General features: G+C 70.4%; 20 protein-coding genes. 13 read left to right on the top strand and 7 right to left on the bottom strand.

The features are described from left to right. Nucleotides 1-5: 5 nt before the first annotated feature. Complete coding sequence (locus AC5Y5E_RS11760) at nt 6-530, bottom strand: DUF2505 domain-containing protein (protein WP_499903150.1); 525 nt, start codon at nt 528-530, stop codon at nt 6-8. A 26-nt stretch (nt 531-556) separates the two neighbouring features. Between AC5Y5E_RS11760 and AC5Y5E_RS11765 the strand changes: the two genes are divergently transcribed. Further along, nucleotides 557-1654, top strand: a complete 1098-nt coding sequence (locus AC5Y5E_RS11765; protein ID WP_499903151.1) for a UDP-N-acetylmuramate dehydrogenase — start codon at nt 557-559, stop codon at nt 1652-1654. Nucleotides 1655-1694: 40 nt separating this feature from the next. Beyond that, nucleotides 1695-3053: a L,D-transpeptidase gene (locus tag AC5Y5E_RS11770; protein WP_499903152.1), complete on the top strand. Its 1359-nt coding sequence runs from the start codon at nt 1695-1697 to the stop codon at nt 3051-3053. Here the strand turns inward: AC5Y5E_RS11770 and AC5Y5E_RS11775 are convergent. Beyond that, entirely contained in the window at nt 3037-3786 is a 750-nt protein-coding gene (locus AC5Y5E_RS11775; protein WP_499903153.1) for an SDR family oxidoreductase, read from the bottom strand. The genes AC5Y5E_RS11770 and AC5Y5E_RS11775 overlap by 17 nt on opposite strands. 173 nt (nt 3787-3959) lie before the next feature. On the opposite strand from AC5Y5E_RS11775, the gene AC5Y5E_RS11780 reads away from it, so the two are divergent. The 6 genes from AC5Y5E_RS11780 to regX all read left to right on the top strand — a co-directional run bounded on the left by AC5Y5E_RS11780 (nt 3960) and on the right by regX (nt 9993). Continuing rightward, the gene (locus AC5Y5E_RS11780) at nt 3960-5270 is read left to right on the top strand and encodes an ROK family protein (protein ID WP_499903154.1); all 1311 of its coding nucleotides are present in this window, start codon (nt 3960-3962) and stop codon (nt 5268-5270) included. Nucleotides 5271-5323: 53 nt separating this feature from the next. Then, nucleotides 5324-6655 (top strand): D-inositol-3-phosphate glycosyltransferase, encoded by a 1332-nt coding sequence (gene mshA / locus AC5Y5E_RS11785; RefSeq protein WP_499903155.1) that lies wholly within the window; start codon nt 5324-5326, stop codon nt 6653-6655. Next, the gene (locus tag AC5Y5E_RS11790; RefSeq protein ID WP_499903156.1) at nt 6652-7167 is read left to right on the top strand and encodes a type III secretion system chaperone family protein; all 516 of its coding nucleotides are present in this window, start codon (nt 6652-6654) and stop codon (nt 7165-7167) included. The genes mshA and AC5Y5E_RS11790 overlap by 4 nt, the downstream gene beginning before the upstream one ends. 26 nt (nt 7168-7193) lie before the next feature. Further along, the gene (locus AC5Y5E_RS11795; RefSeq protein ID WP_499903157.1) at nt 7194-7943 is read left to right on the top strand and encodes a phosphoglyceromutase; all 750 of its coding nucleotides are present in this window, start codon (nt 7194-7196) and stop codon (nt 7941-7943) included. Nucleotides 7944-8092: 149 nt separating this feature from the next. Further along, on the top strand, nt 8093-9313 hold the full coding sequence (locus AC5Y5E_RS11800) for a sensor histidine kinase (protein ID WP_499903158.1): 1221 nt from the start codon (nt 8093-8095) through the stop codon (nt 9311-9313). Beyond that, nucleotides 9310-9993 carry a two-component sensory transduction protein RegX gene (gene regX, locus AC5Y5E_RS11805; protein WP_046187060.1) on the top strand — a complete coding sequence of 228 codons (684 nt, stop codon included), beginning with the start codon at nt 9310-9312 and terminating at the stop codon, nt 9991-9993. Before AC5Y5E_RS11800 ends, regX begins: the two co-directional genes overlap by 4 nt. On the opposite strand, the gene AC5Y5E_RS11810 is transcribed toward regX, so the two are convergent. The 4 genes from AC5Y5E_RS11810 to AC5Y5E_RS11825 all read right to left on the bottom strand — a co-directional run bounded on the left by AC5Y5E_RS11810 (nt 9990) and on the right by AC5Y5E_RS11825 (nt 13482). After that, nucleotides 9990-10136 (bottom strand): hypothetical protein, encoded by a 147-nt coding sequence (locus AC5Y5E_RS11810; protein WP_499903159.1) that lies wholly within the window; start codon nt 10134-10136, stop codon nt 9990-9992. The genes regX and AC5Y5E_RS11810 overlap by 4 nt on opposite strands. Before the next feature lie 207 nt (nt 10137-10343). Continuing rightward, nucleotides 10344-12203 (bottom strand): GMC family oxidoreductase, encoded by a 1860-nt coding sequence (locus AC5Y5E_RS11815; RefSeq protein WP_499903160.1) that lies wholly within the window; start codon nt 12201-12203, stop codon nt 10344-10346. After that, the gene (locus tag AC5Y5E_RS11820) at nt 12200-12529 is read right to left on the bottom strand and encodes a hypothetical protein (RefSeq protein WP_499903161.1); all 330 of its coding nucleotides are present in this window, start codon (nt 12527-12529) and stop codon (nt 12200-12202) included. The genes AC5Y5E_RS11815 and AC5Y5E_RS11820 overlap by 4 nt, the downstream gene beginning before the upstream one ends. Further along, nucleotides 12526-13482 carry a tocopherol cyclase family protein gene (locus AC5Y5E_RS11825; protein ID WP_499903162.1) on the bottom strand — a complete coding sequence of 319 codons (957 nt, stop codon included), beginning with the start codon at nt 13480-13482 and terminating at the stop codon, nt 12526-12528. Before AC5Y5E_RS11825 ends, AC5Y5E_RS11820 begins: the two co-directional genes overlap by 4 nt. 76 nt (nt 13483-13558) lie before the next feature. Here AC5Y5E_RS11825 and AC5Y5E_RS11830 point away from each other — a divergent pair, with 76 nt between their 5' ends. Further along, on the top strand, nt 13559-14281 hold the full coding sequence (locus tag AC5Y5E_RS11830) for a FadR/GntR family transcriptional regulator (RefSeq protein ID WP_499903163.1): 723 nt from the start codon (nt 13559-13561) through the stop codon (nt 14279-14281). Here AC5Y5E_RS11830 and AC5Y5E_RS11835 read toward each other — a convergent pair whose 3' ends face one another. Next, nucleotides 14282-15067 carry a DUF3109 family protein gene (locus AC5Y5E_RS11835; protein ID WP_499903164.1) on the bottom strand — a complete coding sequence of 262 codons (786 nt, stop codon included), beginning with the start codon at nt 15065-15067 and terminating at the stop codon, nt 14282-14284. It lies immediately after the preceding gene. Between the two features lie 95 nt (nt 15068-15162). Here AC5Y5E_RS11835 and AC5Y5E_RS11840 point away from each other — a divergent pair, with 95 nt between their 5' ends. Genes AC5Y5E_RS11840 through AC5Y5E_RS11855 form a run of 4 tightly spaced genes read left to right on the top strand, consistent with a single transcriptional unit; the run spans nt 15163 to nt 18833 of the window. After that, nucleotides 15163-16179: a Ppx/GppA family phosphatase gene (locus AC5Y5E_RS11840; protein ID WP_499903165.1), complete on the top strand. Its 1017-nt coding sequence runs from the start codon at nt 15163-15165 to the stop codon at nt 16177-16179. Beyond that, complete coding sequence (locus tag AC5Y5E_RS11845; protein ID WP_499903166.1) at nt 16176-17120, top strand: Rv0497 family membrane protein; 945 nt, start codon at nt 16176-16178, stop codon at nt 17118-17120. Before AC5Y5E_RS11840 ends, AC5Y5E_RS11845 begins: the two co-directional genes overlap by 4 nt. Before the next feature lie 16 nt (nt 17121-17136). Further along, nucleotides 17137-17979 (top strand): sugar phosphate isomerase/epimerase family protein, encoded by an 843-nt coding sequence (locus tag AC5Y5E_RS11850; RefSeq protein ID WP_499903167.1) that lies wholly within the window; start codon nt 17137-17139, stop codon nt 17977-17979. 26 nt (nt 17980-18005) lie between these two features. Beyond that, complete coding sequence (locus AC5Y5E_RS11855; RefSeq protein WP_499903168.1) at nt 18006-18833, top strand: thioesterase family protein; 828 nt, start codon at nt 18006-18008, stop codon at nt 18831-18833. The last annotated feature ends 7 nt before the right edge of the window (nt 18834-18840 follow it).

Below are 18840 nucleotides of genomic sequence, written 5' to 3' on the forward strand. Positions count from 1 at the left end.
CCGGCTCAGGCGCTCTTGGCGATCCACTCCGCGGTCAACCGTTGTTCCCGGCTGACCAGCTCGTCCAGCTGAGCGCCGATGAGCCGCTCCACCTTGCCGCCGATGATCGGGATCCGCACCTGGACGGTGACTTGGCAGGTCAGCCGCGCGCCGCCGGAGTCGGCGAGCGGCGCCAGTTCCCCCGGGCCGGACACCTGCACCGGGGTGTCGAGGATGCTGACCGCGATCGAGCCCATGGCGGTGCCGTCGACGAGGGGGCCCCAGGTTTCCCTGCGCCTGATGCGGATGTCGCCCCGGTGCAGCTGCTTGACGACGGCGTGCAGGTTGTGGCTGCGCACCACCTGCAGCGTGACCACCTCGACGGTGCCGTCCCGTCCGGACTCGCCGCCGACCCGCATCGACTCCAGCTTCGCTTCGTCGACGGGAATGTCGGCCAGCCTGGCCCGCCAGTAGCCCTCCTCCTGGAAAGCCCGATGCACCTCTTCGACGCTTTCCTCGTACTCGGCCGACAACTCGAATGAATGCGGCATAGCTGGCCAGGCTACCGTTACGGGCCATGAAAACGAGCGGTGCCGGTTCGCTCTTCGACGGCGCGCGTGTCGATGAGACGGTGCCGCTGGCGCCGCTGACCACCTTGCGGGTTGGGCCGGTCGCGCGACGCCTGATCACCTGCGCCAGCACCGAGCAGGCGGTCGCGGTATTGCGGCAGTTGGACTCGGACGCCCGGGCGACCCCGGTGCTGGTGTTTGCTGGCGGGTCCAACCTGGTTATCGCCGATACGCTGACCGATCTGACCGCGGTGCGCCTGGCGGGCGACGGCATCACCGTGGACGGCAACGTGGTCCGCGCCGAGGCCGGTGCGGTGTGGGACGACGTGGTGGTCAAGTCGATCGAGCACGGCCTGGGCGGCCTGGAGTGCCTGTCGGGCATCCCCGGGTCGGCCGGCGCCACGCCCGTGCAGAACGTCGGCGCCTACGGGGCGGAGGTGTCCGACACGATCACCCGGGTCCGGGTACTCGATCGCGAAAGCGGCGAGGTGCGCTGGGTGCCCGGCGACGAGCTCGGCTTCGGGTACCGCACCAGCGTCTTCAAGAAGGCTTCCCAGCGGGGAGGCGAAATCCGTTGGGTAGCACTGGAAGTCGAGTTCGCGCTGGATCCGTCGGGCCGCAGCGCGCCGTTGCGCTACGGCGAGCTGACGGCCGCGTTGAACGTCGCCAGCGGCGAGCGCGCCGACCCCGGCGCCGTGCGCGAGGCGGTGCTGACGCTGCGGGCGCGCAAGGGGATGGTGCTCGACGCGAACGACCACGACACTTGGAGCGTGGGTTCGTTCTTCACCAACCCCGTGGTGGCACCGGAGGCCTACGAGCGGCTGGCCGGCGACGTCGAGGGGCCGGTTCCGCACTATCCGGCGCCGGACGGGGTCAAGCTGGCGGCCGGTTGGCTGGTGGAGCGGGCGGGCTTCGGCAAGGGCTATCCGCAGGATGAAGGGGCCCGTTGCCGGCTTTCGACCAAGCACGCGCTCGCCCTGACCAACCGCGGCGGGGCCACCGCGGAGGACGTCATCGCACTGGCCCGAACCGTGCGTGACGGAGTCCATGCTGTGTTTGGCATCACACTGAAACCCGAGCCTGTCCTGCTTGGCTGCAGGCTATAGCGGCTAATCTCCCGCCGTTGCACGTCGGCGCCGAATTGCCGTGGCGCCGTTGGTGTCTATTCTCCCGGTATCTTTAGGTGTCGTGAGCACATCCAGTTCCCCGCCGCCGGTTAACCGGCGCCTGGCCCTGGCGGCCCTCGGGCTCGGCGTGTTCGCCCCCAGCGTGTTGGCCGCCTGCGCGGGCACCGTGGCCAAGCAAGCCGAGAGCAAGAAGGAGCCGCCGGCGCCCCAGCTGAAGTTCTCACCGGCGGACGCCGCCGCCGACGTGGTTCCGGTCTCGCCGATCAGCGTCCAGGTGACCGACGGCTGGTTCCAGAAGGTGGCGCTGACGAACTCGTCGGGCAAGGTGGTCGCCGGGTCCTTCAACTCCGACCGCACGGTCTACACGACTACCGAGCCGCTGGGCTACGACGCGACCTACACCTGGAGCGGTTCGGCCGTCGGCCACAACGGCAAGGCGGTCCCGCTGAGCGGCAAGTTCACCACCGTGGCGCCGAGCAAGAAGATCGGCGGGGCCTTCCAGCTGGCCGACGGCCAGACCGTTGGTGTCGCGGCGCCGATCATCATCCAGTTCGACGCGCCGATCAGCGACAAGGCGTCGGTCGAGAAGGCGCTCACCGTCACCACCACGCCGCCGGTCGAGGGCAGCTGGGCGTGGCTGCCCGACGAGGCGCAGGGGGCGCGCGCACACTGGCGCCCCCGCGAGTACTACCCGGCGGGCACCACCGTCAACGTCGACGCCAAGCTCTACGGACGACCGTTCGGTGACGGCGCGTTCGGCGCCGACGACATCTCGCTGCACTTCCAGATCGGCCGCAAGCAGGTCGTCAAGGCCGAGGTCTCCTCGCACCGCATCCAGGTCGTCACCGACGCCGGGGTCATCATGGACTTCCCGTGCAGCTACGGCGAGGCCGACAAGGCCCGCAACGTCACCCGCAACGGCATTCACGTGGTCACCGAGAAGTACGCCGACTTCTACATGTCCAACCCGGCGGCCGGCTACACGAACGCCCACGAGCGCTGGGCGGTGCGGATCTCCAACAACGGCGAGTTCATCCACGCCAACCCGTCGAGCGCGGGCGCGCAGGGCAACAGCAACGTCACCAACGGCTGCATCAACCTGTCGACCGCCGACGCCGCGGAGTATTACCCGACCGCGATGTACGGCGACCCGGTCGAGGTGACCGGCAGCTCGATCCAGCTGTCCTACTCCGACGGCGACATCTGGGACTGGGCCGTGGACTGGGACACCTGGGTGGCGATGTCGGCGCTGCCGCCCCCGACGGCGCACCCGCCGGCCACGCAGATTCCGGTGACCGCGCCGGTGACCCCGTCGAACGCCCCGACGTTGTCGGGCACGCCGACGACCACCACCACCTCGCCTAGCCCCGGCGGTTAAACCGCGTCGCGCTGGCCTGGTCGCGCGGCTTCATCACGATCAGGTCCAGGTCCACGTGGGACGGGCGCGAGGCGACGAATCCGATCACCTCGGCTACGTCGGCGGCCGTCAGCGGCGTTATCCCGGTGTACACCTCGTCCGCGCGCTGTTCGTCGCCGTCGAAACGGACCAGCGAGAACTCGGTTTCGACCGCACCCGGGGCAATCTCGGTGAGCCGCACCGGTTTTCCGAGTAACTCACCGCGCAGCGTCCGGTGCAGCGCACCCTGGGCGTGTTTGGCCGCCGTGTAGCCGGCGCCGCCGTCGTAGGTCTCCAGCGCGGCGACCGAGGTGACCGTGACGATCAGGCCGTCACCGGAGTCGACCAGCTTGGGCAGCAGCGCCCGGGTGACCCGCAACGTGCCCAGCACGTTGGTCTCCCACATCCACCGCCAGTGCTCGAGGTCGGCGTCGGCGACGGGTTCGAGGCCCCGGGCGCCACCCGCGTTGTTGATCAACACGTCGACCCGGCCGAGCCGGTCCGCCAGCGCTTGCACCGCGGCACCGTCTGTGACGTCGGCCACAATGCCGGTTCCACCGATCTCGTCGGCCAGCGCGTTGATCCGCTCCGCGCGGCGTGCCACGGCGATCACGTGAAAGCCAAGGGCGGCAAGGACTTTGGCGGTGGCCTCGCCGATGCCGGAGCTCGCACCGGTGACCACCGCGACCCGTTGTTGCCCCCCTTTGCCGTTCATCGGAATAACTCTAATAAACGTGCTAAATTCTCGGAGTGCACCTCAGCGCCCTGTTCGACAACACCGCCGCGTGTCTTTGCGCGGCGAGTGCGTGTTGTTGCCGCGCACTTTGCCGCTCCTGACTTTTCAGGCGTGGCCGAAGCCGGCCATTCGAACTCGGACAAAGGACGCTCGTGCGCTCGACAACTCTCACCCACACGCATTCCTCCAGCCGTAAGGCCCCCCTGCGGTTGCACCGCCAGATCCTGCCCCCGGCGCTGCACATCTCCGATTCGGCCGCGGCTTCGGTCTTCCGGGCCGTCCGGCTGCGCGGGCCGGTCGGCCGCGACGTCATCGCCGGCGTCACATCGCTGAGCATCGCCACGGTCAACCGGCAGGTCATCGCGCTACTCGACGCCGGCCTGCTGCGCGAGCGCGCCGACCTGGCCGTCTCCGGCGCCATCGGACGTCCACGGGTGCCGGTGGAGATCAACCACGAGCCGTTCGTGACGCTCGGCATCCACATCGGCGCGCGCACCACCAGCATCGTGGCGACCGACCTGTTCGGCCGCACCCTGGACACCGTCGAGACCCCGACCCCGCTCAGCGCCGCCGGGCCCGCGCTCGCGTCGCTGGCCGAGAGCGCCAGCCGCTACCTGCGACGCTGGCACCGGCGCCGCGCGCTGTGGGTCGGGGTGGCGATCGGTGGCACCGTCGACAGCGCCACCGGCCACGTCGACCACCCGAGGCTGGGCTGGCGGCAGGCGCCGGTGGGCCCCGTGCTGGCCGACGCGCTCGGCCTGCCGGTCTCGGTGGCCTCGCACGTCGATGCCATGGCCGGCGCCGAGCTGCTGCTCGGCCTGCGGCGATTCGCGCCGAGCTCGCCGACCAGCCTGTACGTCTACGCCCGCGAGACCGTGGGCTATGCGCTGGTGATCGGTGGGCGGGTGCACTGCCCGACCAGCGGCCCCGGCACGATCGCGGCGCTGCCCGCCCACTCCGAGTTGCTCGGCGGCGCCGGCCAGCTGGAGTCCACCGTGAGCGACGAAGCGGTCCTGGCCGCCGCCCGCCGGCTGAAAATCCTCTCCGGCGTCGCGCCCGCGACCCGCAGCAGCGGGTCCGCGTCCGCGATGACCGACCTGCTGCGGGTGGCCCGGGCCGGCAACCAGCAGGCCAGGGAGCTGCTGGCGGAGCGGGCCCGCGTGCTCGGCGAGGCGGTCGCCCTGCTGCGCGACATGCTCAACCCCGACGAGCTGGTGGTCGGCGGCCAGGCCTTCACCGAATACCCCGAGGCGATGGAGCACGTGGAGGCGGCGTTCGCCGCCAGCTCGGTCCTGGCGCCGCGCGATATTCGCGTCACCGCCTTCGGCAACCGGGTGCAGGAAGCCGGGGCCGGGACGGTGTCGCTGGGCGGGTTGTACGCCGACCCGCTCGGCGCGATGCGGCGCGCCGGGGCGCTGGACTCCCGGCTGCGCGAGGTCGCCGCGGACGAGTCGTCCGCTTAGCGCGAACAGCGCCCTTGGGGTCGCGCGGGGGCCCGTCCTGTAAAGATGAGAGAGTGCGGCACGACGACGTCCTCCGGCCGAACGGCCCGCGCCGGGTTGCGGTGTTGGCGGTGCACACCTCACCGCTGGCCCAGCCGGGCACCGGCGACGCCGGCGGCATGAACGTCTACGTGCTGCAAACCGCGCTGCACCTGGCCCGCCGCGGCATCGAGGTGGAGATCTTCACCCGGGCCACCGCGTCGGCCGATCCGCCGGTCGCCCACGTGGCGCCCGGGGTGCTGGTCCGCAACGTGGTGGCGGGGCCGTTCGAGGGCCTGGACAAGTACGACCTGCCGACCCAGCTGTGCGCGTTCGCGGCCGCGGTGCTGCGCGCCGAGGCGTCGCACGAGCCGGGTTATTACGACATCGTGCATTCCCACTACTGGCTGTCCGGGCAGGTCGGCTGGCTGGCCCGGGACCGCTGGGCGGTGCCGCTGGTGCACACCGCGCACACGCTCGCCGCGGTGAAAAACGCGGCCCTGGCCGACGGGGATGCGCCCGAGCCGCCGTTGCGCACGGTGGGCGAGCAGCAGGTGGTCGACGAGGCGGACCGGCTGATCGTCAACACCGAAGACGAAGCGCGGCAGTTGATTTCGATTCACCACGCCGATCCGGCGCGCATCGACGTGGTGCACCCCGGGGTGGACCTGGACGTGTTCCGGCCGGGGGAGCGCCGCGCCGCGCGGGCCGCGCTCGGCCTACCGCTCGACGAGGACGTGGTGGCCTTCGTCGGGCGGATCCAGCCGCTGAAGGCGCCCGACATCGTGCTGCGCGCCGCCGCGAAACTGCCCGGGGTGCGCATCGTGGTGGCCGGCGGCCCGTCGGGCAGCGGGCTGGCCTCCCCGGACGGCCTCGTTCGGCTGGCCGGCGAGCTCGGCATCACCGACCGGGTGACGTTCCTGCCGCCGCAGTCCCGCACGGACCTCGCCAAATTGTTCCAGGCCGCGAATCTTGTTGCGGTGCCGAGTTATTCGGAGTCGTTCGGCCTCGTCGCCGTCGAGGCGCAGGCGTGCGGCACTCCGGTGGTGGCCGCCGCCGTCGGCGGTCTGCCGGTGGCGGTGCGCGACGGGATCTCCGGGGCCCTGGTGTCCGGGCACGACGTCGGTGACTGGGCGGACGCCCTCGATAGCCTGCTGCGCCTGCCCACCGCGCGGGCGGAGGAGATGGGCCGCGCGGCCGCCGCGCACGCGGCCACCTTCTCCTGGGAGAACACCACCGACGCGCTGCTGGCCAGCTATCGGCGCGCGATCGGCGACTTCACCGCCCTGCGGCAGCGCCGATTCCGGGACCGGGCGGCGATGCGCAAGCCCCGCCGCTGGACCACGCGCCGCGGGGTGGACGCATGAACACGACCGTGCAGGCCGTGATCGAGCACACCCTGCGGTCGAGCGGGCTGACCTACTCGGAATTCCCCGGGGCGCACGGCGGGCTGCCGGGCCTGGTGGTGGAGCTGCCCGGGGAGCGCAAGCTCAAGACCAACACCATCCTGAGCATCGGCGAGCATTCGGTGCGCGTGGAGGCGTTCGTGTGCCGCAAGCCGGACGAGAACCACGAGGGTGTGTACCGGTTCCTGCTCAGGCGCAATCGCCGGCTGTACGGCGTCGCGTACACGCTCGACAACGTCGGCGACATCTACCTGGTGGGCCGCATGTCGCTGGCGTCGGTCGACGCCGACGAGATCGACCGCGTGCTGGGCCAGGTGCTCGAGGCGGTGGACTCGGACTTTAATACGTTGCTGGAGTTGGGTTTTCGCTCGTCAATTCAGAAAGAGTGGGAGTGGCGGGTGTCGCGCGGGGAGTCGCTGAAGAACCTGCAGGCGTTCGCGCACTTGATTGACGACGACGACTCCGACGACTGATAAGGCCGCGTGAGAGACTTTCCGGCATGGGAGACACTGCCACGCTGGTGCTGCTCCGCCACGGCGAGAGCGACTGGAATGCCCTCAACCTGTTCACGGGATGGGTCGACGTCGGGCTGACCGAGAAGGGCCGGGCCGAAGCGGTGCGCAGCGGCGAGCTGATGACCGAACACGGGCTGCTGCCCGACGTGCTCTACACCTCGCTGCTGCGTCGCGCGATCACCACCGCGCACCTGGCCCTGGACACCGCCGACCGGCTGTGGATCCCGGTGCGGCGCAGCTGGCGCCTCAACGAACGCCACTACGGCGCCCTGCAGGGCCTGAACAAGGCCGAGACCAAGGAGCGCTACGGCGAGGAGCAGTTCATGACCTGGCGGCGCAGCTACGACACGCCGCCGCCGCCGATCGAGCGGGGCAGCAAATTCAGCCAGGACACCGACCCCCGCTACGCCAACATCGGCGGCGGCCCGCTGACCGAATGCCTCGCCGACGTGGTGGCCCGTTTCCTGCCGTACTTCACCGACGTCATCGTCCCGGACCTGCGGACCGGCAAGACGGTGCTGATCGTCGCGCACGGCAACTCGCTGCGCGCCCTGGTCAAATACCTGGACGGAATGTCCGACGACGAGATCGTCGGGCTGAACATCCCCACCGGGATTCCGCTGCGCTACGACCTGGACGCCGACATGCGCCCGGTGCTGCCGGGCGGAACTTATCTGGACCCGGAGGCGGCCGCAGCCGGGGCCGCCGCCGTTGCCAGCCAGGGGCGCGGCTGAATTTCACCGGGCCCACCAGCAGCTTTTAAAGGCCTGTTTGCCAAACATCGCGTAAACGGAAGCGGAACACCTAATGCGTAGGGTGTGACTTGTCCGATTTTGGCCGCGCTCCGCTAGGGCGGCGTTCACCAAATTTGTAGGATTTTGTTGTGAGTGTGTTCTCGGCGCTGTTGCTGGCCGGGGTCTTGTCAGTGCTGGCACTGGCCGTGGGTGTTGCGGCCGGGGTCCGGCTGGCGCCGCGGGCGGTCGAGCGCCGTCAGCAATCCTCCACCGAATGGACGGGCATCACCGTCGCGCAGATGCTGCAACGCATCGTCGCGCTGATGCCGCTGGGAGCCGCGGTGGTGGATTCGCATCGCGACGTCGTCTATCTCAACGACCGGGCCAGGGAATTGGGCCTGGTGCGCGACCGGCAGCTCGACGACCAGGCCTGGCAGGCCGCGCAGCAGGCGCTCACCGGCGTCGACGTGGAGTTCGACCTGCGGCCGGCCAAACGCGCTGCGGGCCGCTCCGGGCTGTCGGTGCACGGGCAGGCGCGGTTGCTGAGCGAAGAGGACCGCCGGTTCGCGGTGGTTTTCGTCCACGACCAGTCCGACTACGCCCGGATGGAGGCCACCAGGCGCGATTTCGTGGCCAACGTCAGCCATGAGCTCAAGACCCCGGTGGGCGCCATGGCGCTGCTCGCCGAGGCCCTGCTGGCCTCCGCGGACGACTCCGAAACGGTTCGCCGTTTCGCCGAAAAGGTGCTGGTGGAGGCCAACCGGTTGGGGGACATGGTCGCCGAGCTGATCGAGCTGTCCCGGCTGCAAGGGGCGGACCCGTTGCCCAACGTCACCGACGTCGAGGTGGATACCGTTGTGTCGGAGGCGATTTCGCGTCACAAGGTGGCCGCCGAAAACGCCGATATCGAGCTGCGGACCGACGCGCCTAGCGGCCTGCGGGTGCTGGGCGACGAAACGCTGCTGGTGACCGCGCTGGCCAACCTGGTGTCCAACGCGATCGCTTATTCGCCCCCGGGTTCGCCGGTGTCGATCAGCCGTCGGCGCCGCGGCGACAACATCGAGATCGCCGTGACCGACCGCGGGATCGGGATCGCGCTGGAAGACCAGGAACGCGTCTTCGAGCGGTTCTTCCGGGGGGACAAGGCGCGTTCACGGGCCACCGGCGGCAGCGGGCTGGGGCTCGCGATCGTCAAACACGTTGCGGCCAACCACAACGGCAGCATCGGCGTGTGGAGCAAGCCGGGAACGGGATCGACGTTCACTCTTTCGATTCCGGCCTACAAGGACGGCGACGAGGAACCCGAGCAACCGCGGGGCCGCGAGGTGCGGCCCAACAGGTCACAACGAGAGGAAGAACTAAGTCGATGACCAGTGTGCTGATCGTGGAGGACGAGGAGTCGCTGGCCGATCCTCTGGCATTCCTCCTGCGCAAGGAGGGCTTCGAGGCCACCGTGGTAACCGACGGACCCGCGGCGCTCGCCGAGTTCGACCGCGGCGGCGCCGACATCGTGCTGCTCGATCTGATGCTGCCGGGCATGTCCGGCACCGACGTGTGCAAGCAGCTGCGCGCCCGTTCCAGCGTGCCGGTGATCATGGTGACCGCGCGCGACAGCGAGATCGACAAGGTCGTCGGCCTCGAGCTGGGCGCGGATGACTATGTCACGAAACCCTATTCGGCGCGCGAGTTGATCGCCCGGATCCGCGCGGTGCTGCGCCGCGGCGGCGACGACGACTCCGAAATCAGCGATGGCGTGCTCGAGTCCGGGCCGGTCCGGATGGACGTCGAGCGTCACGTCGTCTCCGTCAACGGTGACACGATCACGTTGCCGCTCAAGGAATTCGACCTGCTCGAATACCTGATGCGCAACAGCGGGCGGGTGCTGACCCGCGGCCAGCTGATCGACCGGGTGTGGGGTGCGGATTACGTCGGTGACACCAAGACGCTGGACGTGCACGTCAAGCGCCTACGCTCGAAGATCGAGGCCGACCCCGCCAACCCGGTGCACCTGGTCACGGTGCGCGGTTTGGGATACAAGCTCGAGGGCTAACCGCCCGCGTCGAAAACGGTTCGGGCATCGTCGCTTGCGCTCAACGTGATGCGCCGGCGCATGTTCTCCGTCATCGGCGGAAGCCCGTCGAGGTCGAACCAGGCCGCGTCGGTGGTCTCGTCGTCCGCGGCGGTACTGGGCACGATCGCCGTTGGCGTGCACGGTGGGGCGGGTCACGTGCACCCACGCGAGCCGGATTGCCCTCGCGCCGTGTGTGGGTGTGTGGATCCTCGGCTTTGCGTGTGAGTGCTGGGTTTTGTGTGTGAATCCTGGGCGGGTGTATCGCCCGGATCCCGCCGCACCTTCACAGTCAAAGCCGTACGCGCACACTGGAAGCCCAGGGTTCACAATCAACTGTCGCGGGCGCCGACCACCTCGTCGGCAACACCCAACGCCAGACCCATGATCGACAGCTGCGGGTTCACCTCCGGGCAGCTGGGCAGGATCGACGCGTCGGCGACCCACACGCCGTCCACGGCGCGCAGGCGCCCCGTTTCGTCGACCGGGCACAGCTGCTCATCGCGGCCCGCTGCCGCGGTACCCGTGGGGTGAAAGGCGGCCAGGTGCAGGCTGCGAGCGTCGATTCGGCCCAGCGCATCGCGCAGCGCGGGCAGCGACGTCACCGTCGGCGCGGCGGGCAGGCCGGTCAGCACCTCGACGGCGCCCGCCTCGAACAGCAGCCGGCCCATCGCCTCGATCGCAACCATCAGCTTGGCGGCGTCGGCCCGGGCGAGGTTATAGCGCACCAGCGTCTCGCCGCGCACCGAGGACACCGAGCCGACGCCCCGATCGGCCACCATGGCGCCGAACGTCGCGACCTGGGGGGCGCGGTCCAGCCAGCCGAGCAGCTCGGCGCCGTAGCCCGGATAGACCATCGAGCCCATCCCCGGCGGCGTGGAGGTCGCTTCGATCAGCACGCCATGGGACTCGTGGAACTCGTGGACGGCCGCGCTTTGCAGCACCCCGTGCCACGCGACGACGTCGTCGTCGAAACGCCCGGCCAGCATCATCGCCGGATGCAGCGCGAGATTTCTCCCGAGGCGGGGATGCGCACCAAAACCGCTGCGCCGCAACAGCCCCGGCGTCTCGGTGGCGCCCGCGGCGATGATCACGGTGTCCGCAAGAACATCGATCGCGGTGCCGTCGGACCGGCGGGCGCGCACCCCGCGAGCGCGCCCTTGCCGGTGCAGCACCCGCTCGACGCGGGCCTCTGAGATGATCCGCGCCCCCGCCGCGCACGCCTGCGGCAACGCGTTGAGGTGCACGCCGAACTTGGCGTTGCGCGGGCAGCCGATCGCGCACTGGCAGCAGCCCTCGCAGCCCGGCGCGTTGCGCGGGATGGGCGCCGCGCGCCACCCCAGCGCCGCGGCGGAATCCAGCAGCAGACGTCCGTTGCGGCCCATGATCTCCAGCGGCACCGGCGCCACGCGCAGCGTGCGCTCGACGTCGTCGAGGCGCTCGTTCAGCCGGTCCGGATCGGCGAGGGCAAGGCCGAAGTCGTCGCGCCAGCGCCGCACCACGCCGTCCGGCGGCCGATAACACGTCCCGGAGTTCACCACCGTGGTGCCCCCGACCGCTCGACCGATGGGCAGCACCACCGACGGGCGGCCCAGGGCGACGGTGGCCCCGGCGCCCCGGTACAGACCGGCGTAGCGGTCGATCGGGTGGGTGCTGCGGAATTCCTCGACCGTCCAGCGGCGTCCCTCCTCGAGCACGACAGTGTCCAGGCCGGCCCGCGCCAGGGTGCGCGCCACCATCGCGCCGCCGGCGCCGGACCCCACTATGACGGCGTCGGCGGCGACGACGGAGCGGCTCTCGGCTGAGGGGGTGACGTTCAAGGGCGCGTCGGGACGCGCGATGTCGTGTCGCTGGGCGCGCGAAAGCAGTTCCGGTGCATAGGTTTCGGCGCCGTTGGCGAGCAACACGACCGCCTTCATCGCCTCGACGGCCGCACCGGCGTCAGGGCCGAGCGCCGCGACCCGCCGCAGCACCCGGTCCCGCTGGCCGGCGTCGAGCCGGGACAGCGAGCGGCCGCGGGTGAGATAGCTGGCCGCGGCGACCGAGAGCAATCCGGCCCGCACGGCCCACCGCGAGGTCGCGGGCAGCCGCTGCAGGTAGCGGTCGACGCGCTCGACGAGCTGGGCCGGCGCCGGACCGCCGCACTCCTGGGGGAGCAGCGCGGCGCCGAACGACGCGGTGAGACGGCTCATAGGATGCGTCCGAGCCGGCGCCCCAGCTTGATGAAGAACGGGTAGGTGGCGAAGATGGCGCCCGCCGCGGCGTGCAGCGGCCAGCCCGCCCGGGCGGTGTCGACGCCGAAAACGCCACTGTTCCACATGAAGTCGCGCCCATTCTGGGCGCGGAACGGCCGCCACAGCATTCCGAGGCCGGGCACGTTGTTGTAGAGCCCGAACGAGCCGCCGAAGAAGACGCCGAGCGTGGCGGCCTCGGCCAGATCGCGGCGGTCCGAGGGCACTCGCCGCTCGATGAGCACTCCGGCGGCGAAGAGCAGGGGCGGGTCGAGAGCAAAACTCACGTCGGGATCCTTTCGTTGATCTCCGGTGCGTCGGCGCCGCGCAGCCCGACCTCGGCGTGCCCGGTTCCCAGCACCGACCAATGCCGGTCGTCGACTTCGATGTGGATGTCGGCCTGCTCGGTGTTCGTACACACCGCGCGGCCACCGTCGGGATCGGTGTAGCCCAGGCTCACGCACCTCTCCGGTGGCTGGTCCACCCGGATGAGCACCCGTCGACCGCCCATGCGTCCCTCCAGCTGCCAGTGCCGCACACCCAGCGTCGTGCGCAGCCGCAGCGACGGCAAAGGGCTTGTGGGCCAGTCCTTTCCGTCGATGCGGAACCGGACGAACGCCATCGGCGCGAGGCGGCGCAGCCCCGGCTTGTGGGACACCGCTGTGACGGCCTCCATGACGTCGCCGTTGCCGAGGTCGGCGTGGATCCATCCCCAGCGCCGCGCGTTGCCGTGCCCGTAGATGTGGGCGACGCCGCCGCGCCAGCCGTCGAGGGGGATCGCAGCTTCGGCGACGCCCAGGGAGCCGGCGAACTCGGCGGTGGGCGCGAGGACCACCTGGGCGCCGGGCAGCAATTCGCGCTCCCATGCCGCGCGAGGGAAGGTCCACAGCGGTGTGCCGGCGTCCTTCCACGACAGGTCCCATGCGAGCGATCCGGCGCGCCCGGACAGTTTTTCCGGGGCCGCGCGCACCCCGGCCGCGTCGAACCACGCGTCGCCCGCCGCCGGCGCGGCGGGTTCGGGGCCGAATCGCTCGGTGCGCGGCGGACCGTCGGGCGCGAACCAGGTCGCCCAGCCGTGCGCGTAGGGGGCGTCCGCCGCGTGCGCCGGGGCCACCGTCTCGCAGTGGATCCACAGCCCCGCCCGCGTCACCGGATCCGACAGGGTGGCGTACCAGACCTCCAGGCGGCCGGCCTTGCCCCGCCAGCGCGGGGCCGTTGCCGATCGCATCTCGTCGTCCATGTGCTCACCTTCGATCGCGACGCGGATGTGTGCTTGATGCCCCACACCCGATTGGTCCACTATATTGGTTGAGCCAATGAACCAGTCAAGTGCGCTGCAACCGCCGGATCGACAGCGGGTCGATGAACAGATCGCCGCGTCGATCGCCGACGCCATCCTCGACGGCGTCTTTCCGCCCGGATCCACGCTGCCGCCGGAGCGCGAGCTGGCCGAGCAGCTCAACGTGAACCGCACGTCGCTGCGCCTGGGGCTGGCCCGCCTGCAGCAGATGGGCCTCATCGAGGCCCGGCACGGCAGCGGCAACGTGGTGCGTGACCCCGAGGCGCTCACCCATCCCGCCGTGGTGGAGGCGCTGGTCCGCAAACTCGGCCCCGAGTTCCTGGTCGAATTGCTGGAGATCCGGGCGGCGCTGGGCCCGCTGATCGGCCGCTTGGCGGCGCAACGGGGCGCGCCCGAGGATGCCGAGGCGTTGCGCGCCGCGCTGGCGGCAGTGGCCGACGCCGACGGGCCCGCGGCGCTGCAGGCCGCCGACCTCGCCTATTTCCGGGTGTTGATCCACAGCAGCCGCAACCGTGCGCTGGGGTTGATGTATCGCTGGGTCGAGCACGCGTTCGGCGGCCGCGAGCACGAGCTCACCGCGGCCTATGACGACGCCGGCCCGGTGGTCGGCGACCTGCGGGCGATCACCGAGGCGGTGCTGGCGCGCGACGCCGAGGCGGCCGCCGCGGCGGTCGAGGGCTACCTAAACGCAAGCGCGCTGCGAATGGTGTTGTCGTACCGGAAGACTCAGGGGACGTGATTACTCGGCGACCCTGGTGGCCGGGTGCACCGCGATGAGACCTAGCTTGCTGCGCCGCTTGCACATTGCCGCCAACTCGGCGTACGCCTTGGCGCCCAGCAGCTCGGTGAGTTCGTCGGCCATGCTTTCCCAGACCTGCTTGGCGCCGACGTGGGCGGCCGGATCGCCGGTGCAATACCAGTGCAGGTCCGCGCCGCCGGAGCCCCAGCCGCGGCGATCGTATTCTGTGACCCAGGTTTTGAGGATTTCGGTGCCGTCGGGGAGGGTCACCCACTCCTGGCTGCGCCGGATGGGCAGCTGCCAGCAGACGTCGGGTTTCATGGTCAGCGGCGCCACGCCCAGCTTGAGGGCCTTGGTGTGCAGTGCGCACCCGGCGCCGCCGGCGAAGCCGGGCCGGTTCAGGAAAATGCAGGCTTCCTTGTGCTTGCGGGTGCGGTACTGGGGCTGGCCGTCATGCTCGTCGAGCTCCAGATAACCCTTGCGGCCCAAGCCCTTTTCGCGGAATTGCCAGTCGTCGTCGGTCAGCGTCTTGACCGCATCGTCGAGCCGCGCGCGGTCGTCGTCGTCGGACAAAAACGCGCCGTGCGAGCAACACCCGTCGTCGGGGCGGCCCTCGACCGTGCCGCGGCAGGCCGGGGTGCCGAACACGCACGTCCACCGCGAGAGCAGCCAGGTGAGGTCGGCCGCGATCAGGTGCTCGGGGTTGTCCGGGTCGTAGAACTCCACCCACTCACGGGCGAAATCCAATTCGACCTCTTGACCCGGTTCCGGGTGCGAATTCGCCATTTTGTCAACGTTAGTCCACGATTCCGCCTGGTGACTCCGCTGACACACGGCCGCCCTCCGCGGCGCACCCCCTGCGGCGCGACTAGTTTGTTTCTGTGCGGTTAGGTGTGCTCGACGTGGGCAGCAACACGGTTCATCTGTTGGTGGTTGACGCCCACCGCGGTGGGCATCCGACACCCATGAGTTCGACGAAGGCTACCCTGCGCCTCTCGGAGTCCATCGACAGCTCGGGAAAGATCACCAAGCGCGGCGCCGACAAGCTGGTCTCGACCATCGAAGAGTTCGCCAAGATCGCGGACAGCTCCGGCTGCGAGGAGCTGATGGCCTTCGCCACCTCGGCGGTCCGCGACGCCGAGAATTCCGACGACGTGCTGTCGCGGGTCCGCAAAGAGGCCGGTGTCGAACTGGAGGTGCTGCGCGGCGTCGACGAGTCGCGGCTGACGTTCCTGGCGGTGCGCCGCTGGTACGGGTGGAGCGCCGGGCGGATCATCAACCTCGACATCGGCGGGGGCTCGCTGGAGATGTCCAGCGGTGTCGACGAGGAGCCCGAGGTGGCGATGTCGTTGCCGCTGGGCGCGGGGCGGTTGACCCGCGAATGGCTGCCCGACGATCCGCCCGGGCGGCGCCGCGTGGCGATGCTGCGGGACTGGCTGGACGCCGAGCTCGCGGAAGCCTGCGAGACGGTGCTCGACGCCGGCGCCCCCGATCTCGCGGTCGCCACGTCCAAGACGTTCCGGTCGCTGGCACGGCTGACCGGGGCCGCGCCATCGGCGGCCGGACCGCGGGTGAAGAGGACGTTGACAGCAAACGGCCTCAGACAACTCATATCTTTCATCTCTAGGATGACGACCGCTGACCGGGCCGAACTGGAGGGAGTGAGCGCCGAACGGGCACCGCAGATCGTGGCGGGTGCCCTGGTGGCCGAGGCGAGTATGCGAGTGCTGTCGATCGACGCGGTGGATATCTGCCCGTGGGCATTACGGGAAGGTCTCATCTTGCGAAAACTCGACAGCGAAGCCGACGGAACCTCCCTCGTCGGCAGCTCCGTGCGCGATGCTGGAGGCCAGAAGGCTGATCGGAACGCCAACCGATCGAAGGGCGACAAATCATGACCGGACCACACTCCGAGACCGAGAGCCCCGGCACCCGGCCGATCTCGGTGGCCGAACTGCTGGCCAGGAATGGGACGATCGGCGAGCCGTCGGTCACCCGGCGGCGGCGCCGCCGGCGCGGCGACAGCGACGCGGTCACGGTCGCCGAGCTCACCGGCGAAATCCCCGTCATCCGTGACGACGAAACCGAACCCGCGGCCAAAGGAGCGGTCCAGGTCAGCGAGCCGGCCGCCGAGCAGGTTGCCGAGGACCGGCCCAACGCGCCGTACTGGTCCGAACCCGAGCCGCGCTGGCCCAAGTCGCCGCCGCAGCCGCAACGGCTGACGGGACCCGAGCGCAGCGCCTACCCGCGACCCCTGCCGCACGCCGACGTGCCCGCCAACCGCACCGGCCAGTCCGGCGCCGAGGGCATGAGCCCGGACCCGGTCGACCACTACGGCGACGTCCCGGTGGACGTGATGGACTCCGAGGTCCGCGACGCCGACCCGGCGTCCGAGGACTCGGCCTACGTTCGCTCCTACCTGCAGTCCGATTCCACGCTGTTCGGCGGGCAGACGCTGGCCGACGAGGTGGCGCGGCGCCGCGGCGCCGAGCGGGGCGCGGACGCAATCGCCGAGGACGACGAAGACCGCCTCGGCATCGAGGCCGAGCGCGAGCACGAGGCGCCCGGCCGGCTTGCGGCGCTTTGGCGGGGAACGCTGATCGTGTTGCAGTCGATGCTGGCCGTCGCGTTCGGCGCCGGGCTGTTCGTCGCGTTCGACGAGCTGTGGCGCTGGAACAGCATCGTGGCTTTGGTGCTGTCGGTGCTGGTCATTCTCGGCCTGGTGGTGGGGGTTCGGGTGGTCCGCAAGACCGAGGACATCGCCAGCACGCTGATCGCCGTGGCGGTCGGGGCGCTGATCACCCTCGGACCGTTGGCGCTGTCGTTGCAGTCGGGCTAGGCGCCACACACCGACAGTGCGCCCAGCAATCAAAGTCGGCCTGTCGACGGCCTCGGTCTACCCGTTGCGGGCCGAGGCCGCCTTCGAGTATGCGGACCGGCTCGGGTACGACGGCGTCGAGCTGATGGTCTGGAGCGAGTCGGTCAGCCAGGACATCGGCGCGGTCAAGAAGCTGTCCCGGCGCTATCGCGTGCCGGTGTTGTCCGTGCACGCGCCCTGCCTGCTGATCTCGCAGCGGGTCTGGGGCGCCAACCCGATTCCCAAGCTGGACCGCAGCGTGCGGGCCGCCGAACAGCTCGACGCCCAGACCGTCGTCGTGCATCCGCCGTTTCGGTGGCAGCGGCGCTACGCCGAGGGATTCAGCGATCAGGTCGCCGCATTGGAGGCGTCCAGCGACGTCAAGGTGGCCGTGGAGAACATGTTCCCGTTCCGGGCCGACCGGTTCTTCGGGGCCGGCCAGTCCCTGGAACGGATGCGCAGGCGGGGCGGCGGGCCGGGCCCGGCGATCTCGGCGTTCGCGCCTTCCTACGACCCGCTGGACGGCGACCACGCGAATTACACGCTGGACCTGTCCCACACGGCGACCGCGGGCACCGATTCGCTGGACATGGCCCAGCGGATGGGCGAGGGCCTGACCCATCTGCACCTGTGCGACGGCAGCGGCCTGCCCGCCGACGAGCATTTGGTCCCCGGGCGCGGCACCCAACCGACCGCCGAGGTGTGCCAGATGCTGGCCGGCGGCCGCTTCGCCGGCCACGTCATCCTCGAGGTGTCCACGTCCAGCGCGCGCTCGGCGCACGAGCGTGAAGCCATGCTCACCGAATCGCTGCAATTCGCGCGCACCCACCTGATGCGGTGATCTTTCGCCGATCGGCCAGGAGATATATGACCGCCTTATTCACCACCGCGATGACGTTGCGGGGGGCCGGCCCCGGCGTGTACGAGGGCGAGCTCGACAAGCACTGGACGATCGGGCCCAAGGTGCACGGCGGCGCGATGCTGGCGCTGTGCGCCAACGCCGCCCGGACCGCGTGCGGTGAAGGCCCGGACGGACCCCAGCCGGTGGCCGTGTCCGCGAGCTTCCTGTGGGCGCCGGATCCGGGGCCGATGCGGCTGTTGACCTCCTTCCGCAAGCGTGGCCGCCGGATCAGCGTCGTCGACGTCGAGCTCATGCAGGGCGAGCGCACCGCGGTGCACGCCGTGGTCAACCTCGGCCAGCCGGAGCATTTTCCCCCCGACGGCTCGCACGCGCCGCTGCTGTCGGCGAACCCGGTCGCCGACCTGATGGCACCCGAGCCGCCCGACGACGTCGAGCCGATCGGCCCGGGCCACCCGCTGGCCGGCCTGGTGCACCTGGGCGAGGGCTGCGACGTGCGGCCGCTGCTCTCGACGATGCGGCCCCGTGACGGCCACCCGCCGGTGATCCAGATGTGGGCCCGCCCCCGCGACGTGGCCCCGGACGCGCTGTTCGCGCTCATGTGCGGGGATGTGTCGGCGCCCGTGACGTTCGCCGTGGACCGCACCGGGTGGGCGCCCACCATCCAGCTGACGGCCTTCCTGCGCGCCCTGCCCGCCGACGGCTGGCTGCGAATCGTCGCCACCTGCGTGGAGATCGGGCACGACTGGTTCGACGAGGACCACATCGTCGTCGACCAGCTGGGCCGCCTGGTGGTGCAAACGCGCCAGCTCGCGATGGTGCCCGCCGCTCGCTAGCGGTCGC

Source organism: Mycobacterium sp. NGS54 (assembly GCF_059812465.1).